Raw genomic sequence first — 18,130 nt, 5'->3', positions numbered from 1 at the left:
TTCCTCAGGTCGCCGTCAGCACGCTCTCCGTCCATGAAGCGCGTATTGATCATTTCGGCGAGCATCGGCGCCGGTCACGACGGGTGCGCGGCCGAGATCGCCCGGCGCCTGCAGAGCGCCGGCGTTTCCGCCGACCGCGTCGACTATCTCGACCTGCTCCCCACCGGCTGGGGGAGAACCATCAAGCAGACGTACGCGCGGCAGCTTGCCTACGCGCCGGCCAGCTGGGGCTGGCTGCTGGACGCGATGGGCCGGCCGGGAGCGACCCGATCGGCGGCCTGGCTCGCGGCCCGGGCGGCACAGCGCCGTCTGCTGGGGGCCATCCAGGCGGGGCCGTACCCGGCGGCGGTCGTGTCCACGTACCCTCTGGCCAGCCAAGCATTGGGCCGGCTCCGGCAGGAACGGCGGCTGAGCGCTCCGGCCATCGCGGTGCTGACCGACCCGGCCGTGCACCCGCTGTGCGTGGCGCCCGGCGTCGACCTTCATCTGGCCCCCAACGATGAGGCGACCGGCACGATCATTGACCGGTACGGCCTGTCCGCGTTCACCCACGCCCCGCTGGTCCACCCGGCCTTCCGGCAGTGCCGGGGCCCCGAGGACGTGGTGGCCGCCCGCCAGCGGCTCGGCCTGCCGCTGGACGCCCGGCTGGCGCTGGTGGTGGCCGGGTCCTGGGGCGTCGGCGACATCGACGCCACGGTGAACGACCTCATCGCCGCGTCGGAGGCGATCCCGGTGGTGGTCTGCGGGCGTAACGACGCGCTGCGCGAGCGTCTGGCGACCACCGGCAAGGTGATCGCGCTGGGCTGGGTGGACGACATGCCTTCGCTGCTGCACGCCGCCGACGTGGTGGTGCAGAACGCGGGCGGCCTGACCAGCATGGAGGCACTGGCCAGCAACGTGCCGCTGATCAGCTACCGCTGTCTGCCCGGCCACGGGGTGGCCAATGCGGCGGCGCTCGAGCGGCTGGCCCTGGCCACCTGGCCGCGGACCGTCGCCGAGCTCGGCCTGGCGCTGCGGAGCGCGCTGCGGACCGCGACATTGCCCCGGGCGGCTGCCCCGGAGGCGACTACCCTGATCCTGCGATCGGTGGTGGCGCGATGACCCTCGCTCGGACGGCTCTCGCCTCGCTCGCGCATCCGCTGCCCGCCGTGGCCGCGATCGGCCCGCTCCGCCGGCGGCTGCTGCCCGGCCTGGCCGGCGTGGGCAACCCCAAGCACGTCGCGCTGACCTTCGACGACGGCCCGCACCCCGACGCCACCCCCGAGCTGCTGAAGCTGCTCGACGGCTCCGGCGTGCGCGCCACGTTCTTCCTGCTCGGCCGGATGACCGAGGAACTGCCGGACGTCGCGCGGGCGATCGCCGACGCCGGGCACGAGATCGGCGTGCACGGGTACGAGCATCGGCTGCTGCTCAAACAGACTCCGGCCGCCACCCGTGAGGACCTGAGCCGCGCCACCGCCGCCATCACCGCCGTGACCGGAGTACGACCCCGATGGTGGCGCCCGCCGTATGGGGTGGCGAACGCCGCCGCACTCATCGAGGCCCGCCGGCTCGACTTGCGGCCGGTGCTGTGGACCTGCTGGGGCCGGGACTGGACGGCGACCTGCACCCCGGACTCGGTGTACCGCGCCATTATGCGCAAGCTCGACGGCGGCGGCACGATCCTGCTGCACGACAGCGACCACGCCGCCGCCCCCAAATGCTGGCTGTCCATGCTCGGCGCGCTGCCCGCGATCCTGACCACGTGCCGGGCCCGCGGCCTGGCTGTCGGCCCACTAGCCGAGCACCAACTCGCATAGCGTACGAGGGCCCACCGGGGAAGTTGACGGAGCGCTGGAGCCCGTTCAGGCAACTCTTACCTTCTCATTGCCACAGTGACACCGTGAATTACCCGATGTTTCACGCGATCAACATGCTGGCCGGACGGTGGGCGCCGATCGACTCGGCCATGCGGTTCGCCGCCGTCCAGCTCATCTTCGTCGTCTTCGCGGGGGCGGGCTGGATCGGCGTTCGAGCCTTGGCGAAGCGCCAGATCCGTCCCGTGCTCTGTCTGGCGGTGTCGCTTGGCTTCGCGTTCGGGCTGGCGCAGGGGCTCGCCCATCTCAGCCGCGAGATGCGGCCCTTCCAGAACCACGTCGTGCACCAACTGATCCCGCACGAGCCGGGCGTCTCGATGCCCAGCGATCACGCTACCGCGGCGTTCGCCCTGGCCTTCGGCATTCTGCTGTTCCTCAACCGGCGGGTGGGCCTCGTACTGACAGCGGCCGCTTTGTTGATCGGCGTCGCCCGGGTGTGGGTCGGAGTCCATTATCCCGGCGATATCGCCGCCAGCGCCGCGATCGCCGGCCTGGCCGCCTTCTCGATCTATGCCACCGACCGCGGTGCCCGCAACGTCCAGCAATGCAAAGACCGTGCCCAGCCGAATAGGCCTGCGTCTTCGTGATCGTGCGGGGCGCCTCAGCGCGCCCCGGCGAGAACGTCGCCGTCTCGATGGACTGCGGGACAGCAGCCCGACGGCCCGCAGTTCGGCGCCGCCCTGCGCCTGGCTCTCGTGTGCGCGTAGGCCGGCGCGCTTCTGCTTCCAGTAGCGGCTGACGTCGATGGCATGCGTCGTCTGCGACTGGGGGGGTGTACGCGTCCGGAGCCGCCAGCAACGGCGGCCGCGGGAGAAAGCGGCCGGTGACCCGCATCAGGCGCAGCACCGTTTGCAGCTTTTCTCCGATCGACCGTCGCCTCGAGCGCATCGGACCGCATCAAGGTCATAAACGCCGGCTAAGGAACGCTGAAAAGGCGCACCGATGGATTTGTCGGCTGCATTACATGGAGGGACTGCCGGCCAGCGGCTTCACATTCCGAAGGCGCCGCCAAGGGAGGTGGCGGTGGCGGCGCAGCCGAGCAGAGGCAGCCGCAATTGTTCCTCGGCGAACCGCAGCGTGGAGCAATGGCTGAGCCGCCGGCTCGCTGTGACGTGATGCAGGGAAGGTGCGACCACGATAGTTGGGATGTGGTTGCTGCTGGAGGTGCCTTCGTCCCAGGTGATGACGATGGTGAGGCGGCCGGCGCGGTAGTCGGGGCCAGTGATGATCTGCCGGAGCCAGGTCCGCAGCCATCGGTCGCCGGCGGTGATGAGGTCGGTGGAGCATTTCGGGGTGCCGTGCATGTCGTGGCAGGCGTCGGGGCTGACGAACGCATACGAAGGCAGCGTGCCGGCCGCGATGTCGTGGTGCAGGGCGCCGCCGGTGGGGGTGCCGAGCGGGATCACCCATTGACGGCAGTCGGCGCGCGCGTCGCGGAAGTAGGTAGGCGGCACGTGGCGTACAAGATAACGGTCTTCGCTCGTCAGTACGCAACTGCCGGGCGACGCCTCGGCATAGTCCCGCCACTGGCGGCCCGACGCGCTGACCTGGTGGAAGATGTTGTCACCGGTCAGCCGGTGCGACTTCGGGTCCTTGTCGTCGCAGATACCGGCCGTGGTGCCGCTGGTGAGCAGGATGTACGCCGCCAGCGACGGGCAATGCGCCGGGTAGCCGGCGTCGTAATCGGTCGCGGTGCCGTAGTCGGTGGCGAGTTCATTGAGGTACGGGGCATGCGAGTCGCCGATGATCTGGCGGTATCCGTGGTTCTCCTCGGCGATCACCATGACCTTGCGGCCGGGGTCCGGCGCCGTCGGGGAGATGCCGACAGACGCCCTCGCTTGCGGTGGACTGTGCTGGCATGCCGCGGCAACAACCGCCGCAACCAACACGGCGGCGGCCCGAGCCGGCCGGCGAACGCGCAAACCGGAGGAAGTCTGTCGCGGCGATAGCAATGACGTCATGGCGGCGGACCCTACCGGCCGTATCCTGAGAAACGGGTGAAAACGCCCAGCGTAACCCTGGCCTGGCCTTGGGCCTCGGACCGTTTCAGCGCATTTTCAGGATCGAACCGAAATTCTGTCCCGCCGTGACTGTCTACGAACGGACCCGGCGTCCCCTCGGCCGGTCGGCGGCATCTACTGGTTCGCGGTGGTGATGGTCAGCGTCTTCGGGACGATGGCGGCGGACGTGCTGCACGTGTGGCTCGGTATTTCGTACATGATCTCGACGGCATTCTTTGCGCTGGCGCTGGTCGTGGTCCTCGGCGCCTGGCACATCAGCGAGCGCACGCTTTCCATCCACACCGTCACCTGGGGCCGGCCGGAGTACTTCTACTGGGCGACCGTGCTGGTCACCTTCGCGCTGGGCACGGCGGCCGGCGACCTGACCGCCACCACCTTCGGGTGGGGGCTATCTGGTGTCCGGGTTCGTGTTTGCGGCGGCGATCGTGGTGCCGGCGCTGGCGTTCAGGGCACGGTGGCTGAACGCCGTGGCGGCGTTCTGGACCGCATACGTGATCACCCGGCCGCTCGGGGCGTCGTTCGCCGACTGGATGGGCGTGCCGGTCGCGCGCCGCGGTCTCGGGTGGGGCACCGGGCTGGTGACCCTTGCCTGGGCAGCCGTCATCGTCGTATTGGTCGCCTGCCTGGCCCTACGGCGCAAGGACGTCCCCGAGCCCGTCGAAGCGGTCTGATCGTGCTCGCGTCGAGGCGGCCCGATCAGGCGGCGCCAGCCGCGCCGGGCCGTCGGAGTGCGGGGATCCGCCGATGGCAGCCGTCGATCCTGGCGATGGCCGGGGCCGCGGCGCTGACCGGGGAGCTGGGGCGCCGACTGTTCGGGGTCCCGGCCGGCCTCCTCGCGGGCCTGCTGCTGTGCCGGGTGCCGAACACGTCGCGCTATGCGGCGCAGGCTCGCCCGTACGCGATGGCGTGTCTCTTCTCGGTTCTAAGTCCTTTGCTGCTGCACCGGGCGGCCGAATGGCCGCCGCCGGCGCGATGGGTCCTCGACACGGCAGTGATGGCATGGCACTGGCGCCGATAACCCTGGTGCTGACCGTCTCGGCCGCCGGGACATCGTTCTGGGTCATCCGCTACCTGCTGTTCGTGCTGCTGACAGCCGTCACCGTTGCCGCGGCGGGCCTGACCTGGCCGGCCAGGAAAAGCCGCCGGTGGCCGGGGTCTGCGCTGGCGCTGGCCGTGTTCGTCGCGGCCGCGGTGCCCGGGCAGATCGCCGTGCGGCAACGCACCGTCAAGAACGGGAGCGACTACCGCACCATGGCCGCCCTCATCCAGCGATGCCGAGCTCGTGCAGCCGCGTCAGCGTGGTGAGCGCGAGGGTCGGATTCGCCATCACGGCGGTCTCGGTGACCTCAAGCCGCAGCAGCGTGGCGGGTAGCCGCAATTCGTGCAGCAGGTCCGTGACCTGTTCGACCAGCAGGGGGTCGAGCAGGCAGCGGGCCGACAGGTTGACCGCGATCGTGGTGGGATAGCCGTTGTCGAGCCAGGCGCCCCTGCTCGATTGCAAGGCGTAGCACGCACAGGGTGAGCCGGTTGATCGGACTCAGGCCTTCACGTAGCCGCGTGCCTCGACGATCTTGCCGTCGCGGATGCGGATGAGGTTCACGCCGCGGACCCGGTCGTGCTCGCTGTTGCCCCATTGCAGGACCCACGGTGCGACGGCGAGGTCACCGTGGATCTCCGCGGGCTCCGTCGAAAAGCTGAGGGCACGGTTGCCGGCGAGTTCGGACCAGCGCGCCAAGCACGCTCGACCTCCCTCATGACGCGCGCCGTCCGGAGCCGGGCTCGTGTCCTCGATGACGCATTCGTCTGCCACCAGATCCTCCAGGAGCGCCGGATCATGCAAACGGAACGCCTCGTCGTATCGGTCCAGGACCTCACGAGCGGTTCGGGGTGTTGTTGGCGTCATGGCGAGACTCCTCACGTGTAGAAAGACGGGTCGGTTTATCGGTTGGCGGTGATGTTCAGCCCGGCGGCGAGGATGGCCACGCTCGGCCTGTTGCTCACCGCGGGGGTTCTGATGGTGCGTTGCGGGGCATCAGGGCGACGTTCGGGAGGGTGCGGGCGGTGACGGCCAGAACGAGGTCGTGGCCGGTGATGGTCATGTCGCTCCCTCGGGTGCCGGCGGGCCGGGCTACTCCGGAAGCGGAAGCACGCCCGGGGTCTTGGTGTAGCCGAGTTGCTCGATCACGCGGCCCTCGCTGACCCGAGTGATGTTGACGCCGAGCACGGACTCGGCGTCGGTAGGGCCGAAGCGGTAGCGCCATCGGACTGCAGCCCAGTCGCCGTCGACGAAGACGTGATCGACCTCGAAGGTGGCGGAGGTGTCGGCCAGCAGCTCCGCCCAGAAGGCCAGGCTGGCGTCCTTCCCGACATAGTCCGTGCCGTCAGGTGCCGGCTGCGCCGACACCATCAGGCAGTCGTCGTGAACCAGGTCAGCGAGCGCGGCCTTGTCGCGGCGGCGGAAGGCGTCGTTGAACGCTGCGATGGTCTCCGCAGTGCTCCTGAGGTTCGGCGTAGCTGTGGTCATGTCACACTCTCCCAGGTAGATAGACCAATCGGTCTACAGATGACAGTATAGAATGGTCGGTCTATTGTCAAGCGACGAGATTCGAGGACCCATGACCACACCGAGGAAAGCTCCCGGTCCGCGGGAACGGCTGCTCGAGAGCGGGCAACATCTCTTCTACTCCCAGGGCGCTTCTGTCGGAGTCGACGCGTTGTTGAAGGAGGCGAATGTCGCCCGCAGGTCGCTCTACGAGCACTTCGGCGGCAAGGACGGCCTGGTCACGGCGGTGCTTCGTCGAGCCGCCGAGGAGGACCTCGCGTGGTACGAGGAGGCGCTGGCCGGTGGCACCGAGCCCCGAGCCAGGCTCCTCGGGCTCTTCGATCGGCTGGACGAGCTCGTCGCGAACGCAGAGTTCCGTGGCTGCCGGTACTTCGCGACCGACCTCGCCTTTGCCGATCCCGCCCACCCGGCACATGCAGAGACCGAGGCGTTCCGTCTCAGCCTCCGTGCGCTTCTCGTGCGAGAGCTCGAGGCGATGGGCCACCGAGACCCGGAGCGCGCGGCCGAGCAGCTGCACCTGCTCATCGAGGGAGCGCTGGTGATGGGTGCCACCCAGGACGGCAGGCATCCAGCCCTCGCCGCACGTGCCCTCGCCGCGACCGTCCTCGGCTGACGTCGTGTGGTGAGCCGTGGAAGGAATCGGTAGGTACGGCTGGTCGGCTCGGCGGCGTTGTTGTCGAACGGCACTGCCAGGTTGGTGACGACCCAAGGGCAGCCGGACTCGACCGTAAGCTGCACAAACGTGTGCAAGGTGCAGGGTAATCTCGACCGCAGGATGCAACCCAAAACCGCTCCCCGGCTGGTCGGTTGTCGATCGGGGCTGACCTGCTGATTGGTTAGTCGTCACAGCTTTGACACCGCGGTCCGGGGCGGCGCCGAGGCGCTCGTGCCCGCGTGCGTGGGCAGTGGGGCGTGGAATCACGGAGGGGCGGGTGCCGCTGGTACGGCGCGGGGGATCCGGGCGGCTACTACGATCGCGGTATGCGGAATCTTCTTGACCGTGGCGCTGTGTGCCCTCTGGGCGGCGTGGGGGATGCAAGGTGACCGGCGGACCGCAGGCGACGTTCGTGGTCGAGTACCCGTGTGACCGGTTTTGCCGCATCGAGGTGGAGCTGACCGGTGAACGCAGCCAGATCACGCTGCAGCAGCTGTGGGAGAAGGCTGATGGGATACACCGGCGCGTGCACGAACCAGGGCTGGCCGAGCTCGGGGCGCCGGTTGTTGTCGATCAGGAAGCACTGCGGCGTCCGGCGGCCACCGTGTTCCGTTCCGCGCCCGGACGGGGTGTTGACCGCCGACGCTGAGCGTGGGATGTCCGCCGTTCTCGTAGGGCGTCTGGGGGAGTGCGGTCACGTCGGTGGATGACTAACCAGTGATCCGGTTCGTACGCTGCTGGGCGTCGGTACCTGATCAAGCGCCGCGGTGCGGGTCCATGGCGGCCGCATCGCCTGGATCGCCTGGATCGCCATGCGCTGGCTGCGTCCAGTCCTGCCGACACGTGTTTGCCTGAACGAAAATGGCGTGCGCTCGATCTAACCGGTGGAGTCATCATGCCGGACCTAGCACTCGGGCTCGTGCTCCTTGCCGTGGTTGGCGCTGCCGAGCGGGCCGCGGCCCATGGTGTTCCAGGACTCCTGATCTCACAGGACCTTCAAGGTCCAAGGTTCAAGTGTCCAAGATCAGGGGCAACTCCCGCCCGACAATGAGATCGACTACGGGCTTGGCAACGATGCCCGCTTCGCAGTGCTGCCGATGTGTTCAATGCGGCCGTCGGGCAGCAGGGCAGCGAGCTGGTTGCGTTGCTGCATGAAGGACGAGGTCCAGGCGGAGTTGGGCGCCACGAGCCGCACCCTGTGAGGCTAGCGTTCGGGCGAACTCCTGCCCAAGAGTGCGCGCGCCAGACCCAACGACGGTCACAACAACCGGCTTTCCGGCTTGAGGTGCACCTCGGCGCCCCCTCGGAATGATGGTCTCGGGGGTGGGCTCCTCTGACACCTGTCCGCCGTCGAGCGGGAAGGCCTGCGGGTCGTCGTGGCGGATGCGCTCCTGCACCGGGGGCGCGGACCCTCCTCGAATCGCCGCGACAAGAACCAGGGCCAAAACCCTTTCAGCGGCCCGGTAGCTGCGCGAGCCCCTTGTACACATGACCTGAGCACGCGTCTGCGTGGTCGACGCCCTCGTAGCGCTCGGAGCTATGCCGGCGCGGACGTCGCCGATCGGCGTGTTTGCGCCGCTGTACGATGATCACGGCGATGGCGGCGTTGACCACGCCGAAGTACACCGGATACAGCAACAGGTCGGGTTGCAGGGATCCGACCGAGGCCGCGCCCAGCCCGCCCGCGATCCCGGCAAGCAGGAAGCTCGACGCGGTCTCCGAATCCGGGTCACGCCACATCTTGGGCAGCATCAGCAGGGCACCGGCCAGGTCTGCCACGACCACACACACGGTGGCGAGCACCGGCGTCGACAACGCGAGCCAGCCGGCGAGGCCGAGCGCCGCGACGACCAGCAGGGCGAAGTTTCCCAGATCCAGACCGCCCACCCCGCGTGTTATCGACAGCGCGAGTATGACCGTGATACTGACGGCCTGGATGCCGAGCATCAGCAGGCTCCAGCCGGCACCGTCGGCCGCTTGGGACGCGAACGCGGTCACGCCGAGGATGCTCCAAATGCACCAGGTGCCGCGGTGCGGACGGGTGCTGCCCCGCAGGATGCCGCGGACGTAGGGCAAGGCGTCCACGCAGGAGATCGTCCCGGCGAGGATGCCGAACACAGCACAAACGCTCACCCGTCAGTGTCCGTGCTGCGTCGTCTGCGGACGCCGATGAACAGGGACCACAGTCGGCCGTGATCTCCAGCGGTGCTCATTGATGGCCTGTGCGCCGTTCATGCCTGCCTCTCCGAATGTCGGTGCTGTGCGTCCATGCTGGCCCGGATCGCCCTGCGGCCTCATCGTGGAGCCATACGGAGATTTCGAGCCTCAGCCTCGACCGCGTTACCCAGCACCGGCAGCACCGGTGCGCCGAACCCCGGCGCGGGCGCGGTCCCGGCAAGCCCGTCATATGACTCATGCGCCATCTGCGGGGGCGAGCGTTACTGGCTTCAGCGGACGCTCGCGGACGGCGGATTGCCTGGCGGCGTGCGCAGAGTCGAGAGAGGCGTTCACGAAGGTCACCGAGGACCTCGCGCGCGTCGTGCCGAACCCGGAGTTCGGCGATACTGATGTGCGGTTTCCGTCCTCAAGCATGTGATCGAGGAGTACGCCCGCGCCGTGGGCCATGCGGATCTACGGCGCGAAGCCATCGACGGCGCCACCGCCGAGTAGGCGGTCGTCGGGTCGTGGTCACCCGCCTCGCGCGGCACCCACAGCCTCGCATGGCAGGAAACGGAAGCAATTGCCGTTCTCGAAGGGCTGGAACGGCGGAGTGGGCTGGAGGCGGTAACAGCAAAACATGCCCTACGAAGCTACCGATCAGGCAAACTCGACCTGAATTGGTAGCCGCCGGGCGTGGCCGTCGTGGTGCCGGGTGTAGAGGCAGGCCAGGATCGCCCGTTGCGTCGGCGACATGTTCGCGACCGCGCTGGCGGCGGGTTCTGGGTGGTAGATGCGGTAGGGAACCTGGACGAGTTCGTCGTCGATCTGGGCGATGAACGGCGCCGTAGACGCCAGCTCAGCGGGGCGACGATCGAGCCGACCGGGGAAGATCTGGCCAGATCGAGCGGGGAAACAAGGACTGAAGAACCGTCAGCTCTCCCCGGTTGACCGGCGATGTCATTCGGGCAGCTTAGCGGCAACGCGTGCGGCAGCTGTGGCTGCACCGAAATGCCGGCGCACGCAGCGTTACGTAGAACGCGCTAGCACGGCGCAGGATCGTTGGCCTCACGCCGTGTAGCGCGCACCTCGAGGCAAATCAGCACGTCGACCCGGATTTGAGGAGGATTCCCGCCTTCATTGTTTCTCCGGCGTCGATAACTGCTGCCTTATGCCGTCGGTGTCTATCAAAGACCACACGTTTTCGATCCGGTTCGCGCGAAAGTGGTAAAACACGTGCTCGGCGAACGAAACCCTGCGACCGCCCGCATCTATGCCGAGGAACTCCTGCTGTGGTGTGCAATCGAACCACAGGCGGCAGGCGACATGGTCTGAGCGAACGACGAGTAGCCGAATTTCATAGTGTAGGTCAGGGATCTTCTGCAGATCGTCAGCGAGTAGCGCCTGGTACTGATCGCGCGTCCACTCCGCGCCGTTGTAAGTAAGTCGATCATGTACAAAGCGATCGAGGTCGTCGAAACGTCGGCCATTCAACGCTGCGATATAGTCGCGATAAATATCCTCGAGCTGTTCGCTCATCGTGTGCTCCAATGGACCAAACTCAGGACTTCCCAGTTGGCGACGCTGACCGGCACCGAGTCTAGTGCCTCGTCTTTGAACGTTGGCCGTGTAATCCGTCGGTTCTGAGTGTGTTTCGGGCAGGCTGTCCCTTCCGCTGTTGTGTGGGAGGTGGTGCCGGGTGGGCCGACGCCCAGAAGTATTCGTGCGTGCTTTGTCGATGGCCGAAGGCCAACGGCTGCAGAAGATCACCCGTACCGCGAAAGACCCGGTCCCGTTGCGCCGGCGACGGCAAGACCCGGCCCGCACCACGGTGACCGAGATCGCCAGCGGCCCGCCGATCTGCGTTGCCCCCGACGATTCGGTCGGCCGCGCGACACAACTGATGCGCGAGTACGCCGTGCGGCGCTGCATCGGGGTCCGCACGGCGGCGCGGTCGGGCTGGGTGAACTGATGTCGTGGCGTCGTGGCGTCAATGCCGCCGGTCGTGCGCTGACACCGTCTGCGGCGACGCCTCGCTCACAACGACCGGCGCCGGTGCCGCGCCGCCTGCGGTGCCGTGCCGTGCCGCGCCCGTTCGTTGTCCGCCCTCGTGTCGTCCCGACGGCAGTCCTGGGCTCGAACACAAGCTGCCGGGTCGCAACGGTGTAGGCGCGGGCAACCCGGGGCATGTCAGGTAGGTGCGGGTGGTGGTGACGGGCGCCAGTGGCAATATCGGGACCGCGCTGTTGCGGTGGCTCGCGGCGCGGGCCGAGGTCCGTGAGACCATCGGCATTGCGCGCCGGATGCCGCCAGTCGGTGTGGGCGAGCCCTATGACCGGGCTACGTGGCGTGAGCTCGATGTGGCCTCTCCGGAAGCGGGCGGTGAACTGGCCGAGGTGTTCGGCGGTGCTGACGCGGTCGTCCATCTCGCCTGGCACATCGTCGCCGACCATGACCGCGGGACGCAGGCGCGCACCAACCGGGTCGGCTCCGAGCAGGTGGTGGCCGCCGCCCTACGGACCGAAGTGCCGCAATTGGTGCAGCTGTCCTCCGCGGCCGTGTACTCGCCGCGGGTCACCGACACAGCAGCGCCCGAGACGTGGCAACGTCGCGGCATCCCGGGCTCCGCGTACAGCCAGGACAAGGTCGCGGTGGAAGACCTGCTCGACCGTGCCGAGGCGGAACACCCAGGCCTTCGCGTGGTGCGAATCAGGCCACCCGCCGTCCTGCAGCCCGCCGCGGCCGGGGAACTGGCCCGCCTGGCCCTGGGCAGGTCCGCACCGCTCGCCCGGATCTTGCGAGGCCGGGCACCGGTGTTGCCGTTGCCGCCGCAAGCGGTGACACAGGTGGTCGCTGCCGAGGACGTCGCGGATCTGGTGGGCCGGGCCGTGCTCGCTCGCGCCGCGGGCGCGTTCAATGTGGCCGACGAGCCGATTCTGACCCCAGCCATCCTGGCGAGGCTCCTCGGCGGGCGTCATCTGCCGGTGTCCCGCGAGGCCCTCCGGGTGCTGGTCGGCGCGACATGGCGGATGCGGCTCCAGCCACTGGACCCCTCGTGGGTGGACCTGCTTGTCGACACTCCGCTGCTTGATTGCACCCGGGCCCGTACCGAGCTGGGCTGGCATCCTCGGCACGACGCGCGACTGAGGGTTGTCGCGACGCGACGCGCCCTTGCCCGCGGTCTCGGTACCGCCAGTCCCCGCCTGCGCCCACTCGGCGGGCATGTGGGACGTTGACCTCGGTCCGGACAGTCTTCACTGGTAGAGCCGGCGATGGAGGGCTCCGATGACCGCGGCGTACGCCGGTCCGGCGACACCGTTACGGGCCAGGGCGGCGCGGGCCGCGTTGGCTCCCGGAGCGCCATGCACACCCCCACCCGGATGGGCGGACGAACTGGCCAGATATAGCCGGTCGATCGGCGTGTCCGCCCGCGCCAGTCCCGGGACCGGCCGGAAGAACAACTGCTGGTGCAGCGCGGCGGTACCACCGTTGACGGCCCCCCCGAACAGGCTGGGATTGTGGCGGTGCAGGTCACCGGGCAGTTGGACATGGCGTTCCAGGATCGAGGAGCGGAATCCCGGCGCGCGGCGCTCGATGGCTTCTTCCATCCGTTCGGCCTGCTCCCGCATCCGGCCGGTATCCGCGGCGAGTCGTTGCGGAACGTGGGTGTACGCCCAGACGGACTCCGTTCCGGCCGGGGAGCGACTTGGGTCGCTCGTGGTCATCTGACCGAGCAACATGAACGGGTGGTCGGGTATCCGGCCTCGGACCAGGTCGTTGCTGTACTCGCTGAGCCCGTCCATATCGGCACCGAGATGGACCGTACCGGCCCGGCGGGCATCCGCTGCGGTCCAGGGAATCGGGCCCGACAGTGCCCAATCGATCTTGATGGTAGCGTGGTCCCACTGGAACCGGCGTACATCCGTGACCATCGTCGCGGGCAGGGACGACAGCCCGACGAGGTCCTCGTAGAGGGTGGGCGCGGGCACGTCGGCGAGGACCGCGCGGCGGGCGCGAACCCGTTCGCCGTGGACATCCTGCACACCCACCGCGGTGGCTCGAGCGTGCAGCACCCGGGTGACCGTTCGACCGTATTCGACGGTCCCGCCGCGGGACTGGAGCCGGCGCAACAGCGCCTCGATGATCTGACCGGCGCCCCCGACCGGTACCGGAAATCCGACGCTCTGCCCGAGCATGGCCAGCAGCCACCCGAAGATCGCACTGCCGGCCTGTTCGGTTCCGAGATTGGTGTGCAGGGCGCTGCCGGCGAACAGTAGTTGCGCACCAGCGCCGCGGAACCGCTCCCGCCCGTAGTCACCTACCGGCTGCACAGACAACCGCGCGAACCGCAGCGCCTCGGCCGCGCCAAAAGCGCGCAGCAGCCTGGCGCCCGCACGCACCGGCGGGAACGGAAGCAGCATGGAGTCGAGCAACGGATCGCCGACCCGCCGCCACCGGGTCGCCTCATCCATCCAGGCCTGCCCGTCGCGCGCATCGAACGTGGCCAGCGACTCGGCGGTCTCAGCCGCGTCCCGGCAAAGCAGCGCACATCGATCGTCGGGGAGCACGTGGGCGAGGACGGCGGGCGCGTGGCGCCAGACCAGCCCGAACGATTCAAGGTCGAGTGCCCGGAGCACCGGCGAAGCGGCACCGAGCGGATAGAAGGCACTACACATGTCGTAGCGAAAGCCCGGAGTGGTCAGGTCGGCGGTCTGCACAGCGCCGCCGGCCGTCTCCGTGGCCTCCAGGACCAATACCGTCCACCCCGCGTCGGCCAGGAGGTTGGCGGCCACCAAACCGTTGTGCCCCGCACCGATGATCACCGCGTCAACCGTCCGCACCGCGTACCGCCCTCCGCCGTCGACAGTATTCACCGCCGACTGGAGGCGTACCCAGATCGGCTCGTTGAATACGCCATCCACCGGCCAGGTTTGCGCCGGTGGCCGCGGGGAACATGGGCTGGAACGCAAGGGGGGCACGGGGTGATCGAAACCTGTCGTACGGTCAGCACCACGCCGGAACGTGTCTTCGCCGTCCTGGCCGACGGGTGGAGCTACGCGAGCTGGGTCGTGGGGGCGGCACACATCCGTGACGTCGACGCCGGCTGGCCAGCGGTCGGCACCCGCGTCCATCACCGAGTGGGGCTGTGGCCGCTGCACATCAACGACCAGACCGTGGTGCGGGCGGTCGAGACCGGCAAGACCCTCGAACTGGACGCGCAGATGTGGCCTCTGGGCGCCGCCATGATCCGGATCTGGCTGGAACCGGTGTCCGCCACATCGACCAGGATCCACATGGCCGAAACCTTGACCTCCGGCATCGGCCGGCTACTGCCGGACGCGGTCCAGTCACTGCTCCTGCGACCCCGCAACGCCGAGGCGCTCCGGCGTCTCGACGACATCGCCGTCCACCGGGAATCGCGGTAACTCCCGTCAACGCCCCCGCCACACGGGTCCAGGTGGCCCCGGGCCGGCCGCCACCGTCTCGTGGGTGATTCGGTGGAACTGCACAACATCATCCGCTCTCCGACCGGACGGCACGAGCGCGGCAGAATGTGCCGCCGGACCGTCTGCGACGTGGACGGGCGGGGCACTCGATACTGATCGACCGTGGTCGCGCCGATGTCACCGGCCACGCCTCATCGGAATCGATGTGCAGGGCATCCTCAAGATCGAGTGATCACAACCCTCGACCAACGTCCCCGGACATCACAGCTAGAACGAGCTGAAGCTGTCCACGCCGATCAAGGTGAGCACCTCGGTACGCACGGCCGGGCATTCCGCCTTGGTCGCCGTGTCCAGTACGGCGCCGTTCTCCGGCTTGCCATGGGACTCGAAGAAGGTGGCCAGCTTGCCGGCCAGGTTGGCGTGGCGCCCGACCGGGCTGCCGATCGCCTTCAGCGCCGGGATCTCACCTTTCAGGTAGGTGCAGACGTCCTTCGCCGAATAGGAGCCGCTCATCGCCGCGGGCGGCTTGCCGCTCGCCCGGGTTGCTCCGTCCACCGATGCGCCCGGCGTGGGCGCATCGGTGGACGGCGGGTCGGTGTCGGCTGCAGTACAGCCGGACAGCACGGCGGTGCTGATGATCAGTGTGAGGAACGCTGCGAGGCGCCGGTGAGAGGTCATTGTCTACTGGTCCTGTCTGAGCGAGCGGTGATCAACCAAAGGCCGGTCGGCAGCCGGTAGCCGGTGCCGGCCGTGCGGAACCGTTCGAGTAGGCGTGCCGCCCCGGCCCGGGCACACCCCTGGGTGGTGGGTTCGGCGTCCCGGTAGGCCGCGCCGGCGGGGCCGATCTCGATGAGCCATTCGGTGACCGCTTCCGGGTCGTCCGGGGCGTCGAGCGTGACGTCATACGGGTGGATGTCGATGTCGGTGAAGCCGGCGGCGGTGAGAAAGCGGGTCACCCGGGTCGCGTCGGCGAATGCGAAGGGCCCCGGCTCGTCGCCGATCGGCAGCGGTGGCAACGGTCCCAGGTGTGCCGCCGCACCCAGCATCGCCGCCGGCAGCCACGGGTTCACCCGCCCGTCGCGGAACACCGTCGCGGCCAGCCGGGCGCCGGTACGCATGGACCGCCGCACCGTGGTCAGGCCGGCAACCGGATCGGCGAGCAGCATCAACGTCATCCGGGAGAAGACGGCGTCGAACGGCGCCCCGGGCACGGCATCGAGCGTCTCGACGTCACCGGCGACGAACCGCGGTCCCGCGCCACCCGGCGCGGTGAACCGGTCCCGCGCCGTCGCCACCATCGCCTCGGCGAGGTCGAGACCGACCGCGCTGCCCAGCGGAGCGACGGCCCGCGCGATCTCGGCGGTCGTGCCGCCACACCCGCAGCCGACATCCAGCACCCGTTCACCGGGCTGGGGTCCCAGCCAATCGAGTGCCACGGCGCCCAGCGGCCGGCCGATCTCGTCGTGCCAGTCGGCGTGCTTGACCCACCCCGGCGCTGTCCGGGCCCAGAAGTCGGCGTTGCGGGCGCGCAGCGTGGCGGTGTCGGCCATCAGAACGGCATCTCGGCGCCGTCGACGCTCGCCGACCGGAAGGCGGCGGCCTTCGCCGGATCGAAGCCCTCCTCCTGGGCGGCCAGCCCGGCGGCCCGGACCAGGCGCTCTGACTGGAACCTGCGGAACGCGGCTTCGTCGGCCCAGATGTTGATGATCCGCCAGCCCTCGTCGGACGGGCCGGCCACGTGGGCCAGCAGGCCCGGCGGCCGGTCCGGGCCGAGGTGCTTCTCCACCTGCCGGTATTCCTGCTCGCTGATTCCGGGCATGTCTTGCACGACGCCGTACGGCATAGCTGTCCCCTGATGTCTCGTCGATAGAGTTAAGCTCTATCGAATAGTGGACTACTCTGCACGCGTGACTGTCAACCGGCGTTACGTCTCGCCCCGCCGTCAGGAACAGGCTCGGCAGACCCGGCGAGCGATCCTCGACGCGGCCGCCAAACTGTTCGTGGACCCGGGCTACGCCGCGACGCCGCTGACCGCCGTCGCCGCCGAGGCCGGCGTTGCCGTGCAGACCGTGTACGCGGTGTTCGGCAACAAGCGCCAGCTCCTCTCCGATCTCGTCGATGTCACCCTGGTCGGCGACGACGAGCGGGTGGCGATGGCGCAGCGGTCGTTCGTTGCCGACATCCGTGCGCTGACCGGCCTGCGGGCGAAGCTCACGCGCTATGCCCGGCATCTCGCCGAGACCCATGCCCGGCAGGTGCACGTGATGCTGGCGCTGGCCGGTGCGGCGACCGCCGACGCCGACGCCGCGGCGATCTGGCGCAAGAACCTCGAGGACCGGCGCCGCGGCATGGGGATGTTCGCCGCCGATCTCGCGGCCACCGGCGAGGTCCTGGTGAGTCAGGAGCGGGCCGCCGACGTGCTGTGGCTCGCGCAGGACATCCGCAACTACGACTGGCTGGTCCGCGAGCGCGGGTGGCCGGTCGAGCGGTTCGAGCGGTGGTTCGTGGACGGCGTCGCCGCCGTGCTCGGCGCGCCGGACTGACCGGTAGGTATGAGTTGCCGGGATCGGGGTAGTGGGCGGCGACCGGCGCCGGAGCGCCGGCCGTCACCGTCAGGATGCTGGTCGAGGGGGAGGACACCCCCTACCGCAGCCTCGTACGACTCGCGAAACTGCGCTGGCGCATCGAGCACGAAGCTCCGGCTGCTGCGGATTAGTCATGATTTTGCTCCTTTCCCGAAACGGCCGGTGATCAGGCCGATGGCGATCATGCCGATGCCGAGCCCGAGGTGCAGCCAGTCGTCCGCGCTGTTGAGGGGAACGAAGTTCGCGGCACTGGCCTGGCCCACGACCAGGCCGTACAGCCAGAGGATGAGATAGACCGCGCCGCCGCCGATCAGATAGGTGCGGGCACCGGAAACGGTGCGGGCTATGGCCAACCCGGCCAGGCCGAAGAGCAGATGCACGATGTTGTGCAGCACCGACACCTGGAAGACGCCGAGCAACTGAGCGTCGGAGTGGTGGCCGGCAAAGGTCATGCTGTCGTAGTTGGTGGTGACGCCTGGGATGAAGCCCAGCACGCCGACGAGCAGAAAGACGATCGAGACGACGAGCGCCGCGGTGCGTACGGGGGACCTGACGGTCGCGGCATCGCTGGCGGTCGATCTTGTAACCATGAGACTGTCCTTTCGACCAGGGGACCGTGTGCATGCCCCCGGTGCGGGCAGACAAACGGACGTTCGCGGCGCAGGCGGGGGGACGCGTGACTTTCGGAACGGATCAACCCGGGCTCACGCGGATGCCCGCACTGTCCGTACCGGGCTGGGAGGATCTCGACGAGATCGCCGTGCGTCGTGCGCGGGAGAGGGCGTGTGGTGACGCTCAGAAAGCCGCGGCGTCGGACGCGGCGGCGACCCCGAGAACCTCGAGTGC

25 protein-coding genes and 1 pseudogene are annotated in these 18,130 nt (G+C 68.8%); 14 read left to right on the top strand and 12 right to left on the bottom strand.

Annotation, left to right across the window (positions count from 1 at the left end; all coding sequences use genetic code 11):
• Window positions 1–33 precede the first annotated feature (33 nt).
• The 3 genes from ACIA5D_RS33405 to ACIA5D_RS33395 all read left to right on the top strand — a co-directional run bounded on the left by ACIA5D_RS33405 (window position 34) and on the right by ACIA5D_RS33395 (window position 2,443).
• Window positions 34–1,101 (top strand): glycosyltransferase, encoded by a 1,068-nt coding sequence (locus ACIA5D_RS33405; RefSeq protein WP_396034357.1) that lies wholly within the window; start codon window positions 34–36, stop codon window positions 1,099–1,101.
• Window positions 1,098–1,799 carry a polysaccharide deacetylase family protein gene (locus ACIA5D_RS33400; protein WP_396034356.1) on the top strand — a complete coding sequence of 234 codons (702 nt, stop codon included), beginning with the start codon at window positions 1,098–1,100 and terminating at the stop codon, window positions 1,797–1,799. The genes ACIA5D_RS33405 and ACIA5D_RS33400 overlap by 4 nt, the downstream gene beginning before the upstream one ends.
• 83 nt (window positions 1,800–1,882) lie before the next feature.
• Window positions 1,883–2,443, top strand: coding sequence for a phosphatase PAP2 family protein (locus ACIA5D_RS33395; RefSeq protein ID WP_396034355.1), 561 nt, complete (start codon window positions 1,883–1,885; stop codon window positions 2,441–2,443).
• A 402-nt stretch (window positions 2,444–2,845) separates the two neighbouring features.
• Here ACIA5D_RS33395 and ACIA5D_RS33390 read toward each other — a convergent pair whose 3' ends face one another.
• Window positions 2,846–3,640 (bottom strand): alkaline phosphatase family protein, encoded by a 795-nt coding sequence (locus ACIA5D_RS33390; RefSeq protein WP_396034354.1) that lies wholly within the window; start codon window positions 3,638–3,640, stop codon window positions 2,846–2,848.
• Between the two features lie 370 nt (window positions 3,641–4,010).
• Between ACIA5D_RS33390 and ACIA5D_RS33385 the strand changes: the two are divergent.
• The 4 genes and pseudogenes from ACIA5D_RS33385 to ACIA5D_RS33370 all read left to right on the top strand — a co-directional run.
• Window positions 4,011–4,085: pseudogene (locus ACIA5D_RS33385) on the top strand (hypothetical protein); the annotation flags it as partial.
• Between the two features lie 187 nt (window positions 4,086–4,272).
• Window positions 4,273–4,548: a hypothetical protein gene (locus ACIA5D_RS33380; RefSeq protein WP_396034353.1), complete on the top strand. Its 276-nt coding sequence runs from the start codon at window positions 4,273–4,275 to the stop codon at window positions 4,546–4,548.
• A 95-nt stretch (window positions 4,549–4,643) separates the two neighbouring features.
• Window positions 4,644–4,895 (top strand): hypothetical protein, encoded by a 252-nt coding sequence (locus ACIA5D_RS33375; RefSeq protein ID WP_396034415.1) that lies wholly within the window; start codon window positions 4,644–4,646, stop codon window positions 4,893–4,895.
• Window positions 4,877–5,182 (top strand): hypothetical protein, encoded by a 306-nt coding sequence (locus ACIA5D_RS33370; RefSeq protein ID WP_396034352.1) that lies wholly within the window; start codon window positions 4,877–4,879, stop codon window positions 5,180–5,182. The genes ACIA5D_RS33375 and ACIA5D_RS33370 overlap by 19 nt, the downstream gene beginning before the upstream one ends.
• On the opposite strand, the gene ACIA5D_RS33365 is transcribed toward ACIA5D_RS33370, so the two are convergent.
• From ACIA5D_RS33365 to ACIA5D_RS33355, 3 genes are all read right to left on the bottom strand, one after another.
• Complete coding sequence (locus tag ACIA5D_RS33365; protein WP_396034351.1) at window positions 5,139–5,378, bottom strand: EAL domain-containing protein; 240 nt, start codon at window positions 5,376–5,378, stop codon at window positions 5,139–5,141. The genes ACIA5D_RS33370 and ACIA5D_RS33365 overlap by 44 nt on opposite strands.
• Before the next feature lie 36 nt (window positions 5,379–5,414).
• On the bottom strand, window positions 5,415–5,780 hold the full coding sequence (locus ACIA5D_RS33360; protein WP_396034350.1) for a nuclear transport factor 2 family protein: 366 nt from the start codon (window positions 5,778–5,780) through the stop codon (window positions 5,415–5,417).
• Window positions 5,781–6,005: 225 nt separating this feature from the next.
• Complete coding sequence (locus ACIA5D_RS33355; protein ID WP_396034349.1) at window positions 6,006–6,401, bottom strand: nuclear transport factor 2 family protein; 396 nt, start codon at window positions 6,399–6,401, stop codon at window positions 6,006–6,008.
• A 91-nt stretch (window positions 6,402–6,492) separates the two neighbouring features.
• Here ACIA5D_RS33355 and ACIA5D_RS33350 point away from each other — a divergent pair, with 91 nt between their 5' ends.
• Window positions 6,493–7,053 carry a TetR/AcrR family transcriptional regulator gene (locus ACIA5D_RS33350; protein ID WP_396034348.1) on the top strand — a complete coding sequence of 187 codons (561 nt, stop codon included), beginning with the start codon at window positions 6,493–6,495 and terminating at the stop codon, window positions 7,051–7,053.
• A 427-nt stretch (window positions 7,054–7,480) separates the two neighbouring features.
• Window positions 7,481–7,744 carry a hypothetical protein gene (locus ACIA5D_RS33345; RefSeq protein WP_396034347.1) on the top strand — a complete coding sequence of 88 codons (264 nt, stop codon included), beginning with the start codon at window positions 7,481–7,483 and terminating at the stop codon, window positions 7,742–7,744.
• 408 nt (window positions 7,745–8,152) lie between these two features.
• Here ACIA5D_RS33345 and ACIA5D_RS33340 read toward each other — a convergent pair whose 3' ends face one another.
• Both ACIA5D_RS33340 and ACIA5D_RS33335 read right to left on the bottom strand, forming a co-directional pair.
• Window positions 8,153–8,290: a GrpB family protein gene (locus ACIA5D_RS33340; protein ID WP_396034346.1), complete on the bottom strand. Its 138-nt coding sequence runs from the start codon at window positions 8,288–8,290 to the stop codon at window positions 8,153–8,155.
• A gap of 257 nt (window positions 8,291–8,547) precedes the next feature.
• Window positions 8,548–9,213, bottom strand: a complete 666-nt coding sequence (locus ACIA5D_RS33335; protein WP_396034345.1) for a hypothetical protein — start codon at window positions 9,211–9,213, stop codon at window positions 8,548–8,550.
• A 474-nt stretch (window positions 9,214–9,687) separates the two neighbouring features.
• On the opposite strand from ACIA5D_RS33335, the gene ACIA5D_RS33330 reads away from it, so the two are divergent.
• On the top strand, window positions 9,688–9,765 hold the full coding sequence (locus tag ACIA5D_RS33330; protein ID WP_396034413.1) for a hypothetical protein: 78 nt from the start codon (window positions 9,688–9,690) through the stop codon (window positions 9,763–9,765).
• Between the two features lie 624 nt (window positions 9,766–10,389).
• Here ACIA5D_RS33330 and ACIA5D_RS33325 read toward each other — a convergent pair.
• A complete protein-coding gene (locus ACIA5D_RS33325; protein ID WP_396034344.1) occupies window positions 10,390–10,791 on the bottom strand; it encodes an ester cyclase in 402 nt (133 codons plus the stop codon).
• A gap of 184 nt (window positions 10,792–10,975) precedes the next feature.
• Between ACIA5D_RS33325 and ACIA5D_RS33320 the strand changes: the two genes are divergently transcribed.
• Together ACIA5D_RS33320 and ACIA5D_RS33315 are read left to right on the top strand one after the other, a co-directional pair.
• Window positions 10,976–11,224 carry a hypothetical protein gene (locus ACIA5D_RS33320; protein ID WP_396034343.1) on the top strand — a complete coding sequence of 83 codons (249 nt, stop codon included), beginning with the start codon at window positions 10,976–10,978 and terminating at the stop codon, window positions 11,222–11,224.
• Window positions 11,225–11,450: 226 nt separating this feature from the next.
• A complete protein-coding gene (locus tag ACIA5D_RS33315; RefSeq protein ID WP_396034342.1) occupies window positions 11,451–12,488 on the top strand; it encodes an NAD-dependent epimerase/dehydratase family protein in 1,038 nt (345 codons plus the stop codon).
• 18 nt (window positions 12,489–12,506) lie between these two features.
• On the opposite strand, the gene ACIA5D_RS33310 is transcribed toward ACIA5D_RS33315, so the two are convergent.
• Entirely contained in the window at window positions 12,507–14,093 is a 1,587-nt protein-coding gene (locus tag ACIA5D_RS33310) for a phytoene desaturase family protein (protein ID WP_396034341.1), read from the bottom strand.
• 141 nt (window positions 14,094–14,234) lie between these two features.
• Here ACIA5D_RS33310 and ACIA5D_RS33305 point away from each other — a divergent pair, with 141 nt between their 5' ends.
• Complete coding sequence (locus ACIA5D_RS33305) at window positions 14,235–14,678, top strand: SRPBCC family protein (RefSeq protein ID WP_396034340.1); 444 nt, start codon at window positions 14,235–14,237, stop codon at window positions 14,676–14,678.
• A 288-nt stretch (window positions 14,679–14,966) separates the two neighbouring features.
• Here the strand turns inward: ACIA5D_RS33305 and ACIA5D_RS33300 are convergent, their stop codons facing one another.
• Genes ACIA5D_RS33300 through ACIA5D_RS33290 form a run of 3 tightly spaced genes read right to left on the bottom strand, consistent with a single transcriptional unit; the run spans window position 14,967 to window position 16,542 of the window.
• Entirely contained in the window at window positions 14,967–15,377 is a 411-nt protein-coding gene (locus ACIA5D_RS33300; protein ID WP_396034339.1) for a hypothetical protein, read from the bottom strand.
• Window positions 15,374–16,249: a class I SAM-dependent methyltransferase gene (locus ACIA5D_RS33295; RefSeq protein WP_396034338.1), complete on the bottom strand. Its 876-nt coding sequence runs from the start codon at window positions 16,247–16,249 to the stop codon at window positions 15,374–15,376. The genes ACIA5D_RS33300 and ACIA5D_RS33295 overlap by 4 nt, the downstream gene beginning before the upstream one ends.
• Entirely contained in the window at window positions 16,249–16,542 is a 294-nt protein-coding gene (locus ACIA5D_RS33290; protein WP_396034337.1) for a hypothetical protein, read from the bottom strand. Before ACIA5D_RS33290 ends, ACIA5D_RS33295 begins: the two co-directional genes overlap by 1 nt.
• A 64-nt stretch (window positions 16,543–16,606) precedes the next feature.
• Between ACIA5D_RS33290 and ACIA5D_RS33285 the strand changes: the two genes are divergently transcribed.
• Window positions 16,607–17,242, top strand: a complete 636-nt coding sequence (locus ACIA5D_RS33285) for a TetR family transcriptional regulator (RefSeq protein WP_396034336.1) — start codon at window positions 16,607–16,609, stop codon at window positions 17,240–17,242.
• Between the two features lie 173 nt (window positions 17,243–17,415).
• Here the strand turns inward: ACIA5D_RS33285 and ACIA5D_RS33280 are convergent, their stop codons facing one another.
• Window positions 17,416–17,874, bottom strand: a complete 459-nt coding sequence (locus ACIA5D_RS33280) for a DUF4383 domain-containing protein (protein WP_396034335.1) — start codon at window positions 17,872–17,874, stop codon at window positions 17,416–17,418.
• Window positions 17,875–18,130: the final 256 nt, after the last annotated feature.

It is taken from the genome of Actinoplanes sp. NPDC051513 (genome assembly GCF_044454685.1).
In the GTDB taxonomy this organism is placed as follows: Bacteria; Actinomycetota; Actinomycetes; order Mycobacteriales; family Micromonosporaceae; genus Actinoplanes.
Note: the sequence above shows the minus strand (reverse complement) of the source record. Positions and strands in the feature narration are given on the sequence as shown.

Excerpts from the sequence above, each read along its gene's own strand:
- ACIA5D_RS33405 (WP_396034357.1), top strand. The coding sequence starts at position 34 with ATGAAGCGCGTATTGATCATTTCGGCGAGCATCGGCGCCGGTCACGAC.
- ACIA5D_RS33400 (WP_396034356.1), top strand. The coding sequence starts at position 1,098 with ATGACCCTCGCTCGGACGGCTCTCGCCTCGCTCGCGCATCCGCTGCCC.
- ACIA5D_RS33390 (WP_396034354.1), bottom strand. The coding sequence starts at position 3,640 with ATGGTGATCGCCGAGGAGAACCACGGATACCGCCAGATCATCGGCGAC.
- ACIA5D_RS33375 (WP_396034415.1), top strand. The coding sequence starts at position 4,644 with ATGGCCGGGGCCGCGGCGCTGACCGGGGAGCTGGGGCGCCGACTGTTC.
- ACIA5D_RS33370 (WP_396034352.1), top strand. The coding sequence starts at position 4,877 with ATGGCACTGGCGCCGATAACCCTGGTGCTGACCGTCTCGGCCGCCGGG.
- ACIA5D_RS33360 (WP_396034350.1), bottom strand. The coding sequence starts at position 5,780 with ATGACGCCAACAACACCCCGAACCGCTCGTGAGGTCCTGGACCGATAC.
- ACIA5D_RS33355 (WP_396034349.1), bottom strand. The coding sequence starts at position 6,401 with ATGACCACAGCTACGCCGAACCTCAGGAGCACTGCGGAGACCATCGCA.
- ACIA5D_RS33350 (WP_396034348.1), top strand. The coding sequence starts at position 6,493 with ATGACCACACCGAGGAAAGCTCCCGGTCCGCGGGAACGGCTGCTCGAG.
- ACIA5D_RS33325 (WP_396034344.1), bottom strand. The coding sequence starts at position 10,791 with ATGAGCGAACAGCTCGAGGATATTTATCGCGACTATATCGCAGCGTTG.
- ACIA5D_RS33300 (WP_396034339.1), bottom strand. The coding sequence starts at position 15,377 with ATGACCTCTCACCGGCGCCTCGCAGCGTTCCTCACACTGATCATCAGC.
- ACIA5D_RS33295 (WP_396034338.1), bottom strand. The coding sequence starts at position 16,249 with ATGGCCGACACCGCCACGCTGCGCGCCCGCAACGCCGACTTCTGGGCC.
- ACIA5D_RS33290 (WP_396034337.1), bottom strand. The coding sequence starts at position 16,542 with ATGCCGTACGGCGTCGTGCAAGACATGCCCGGAATCAGCGAGCAGGAA.
- ACIA5D_RS33280 (WP_396034335.1), bottom strand. The coding sequence starts at position 17,874 with ATGGTTACAAGATCGACCGCCAGCGATGCCGCGACCGTCAGGTCCCCC.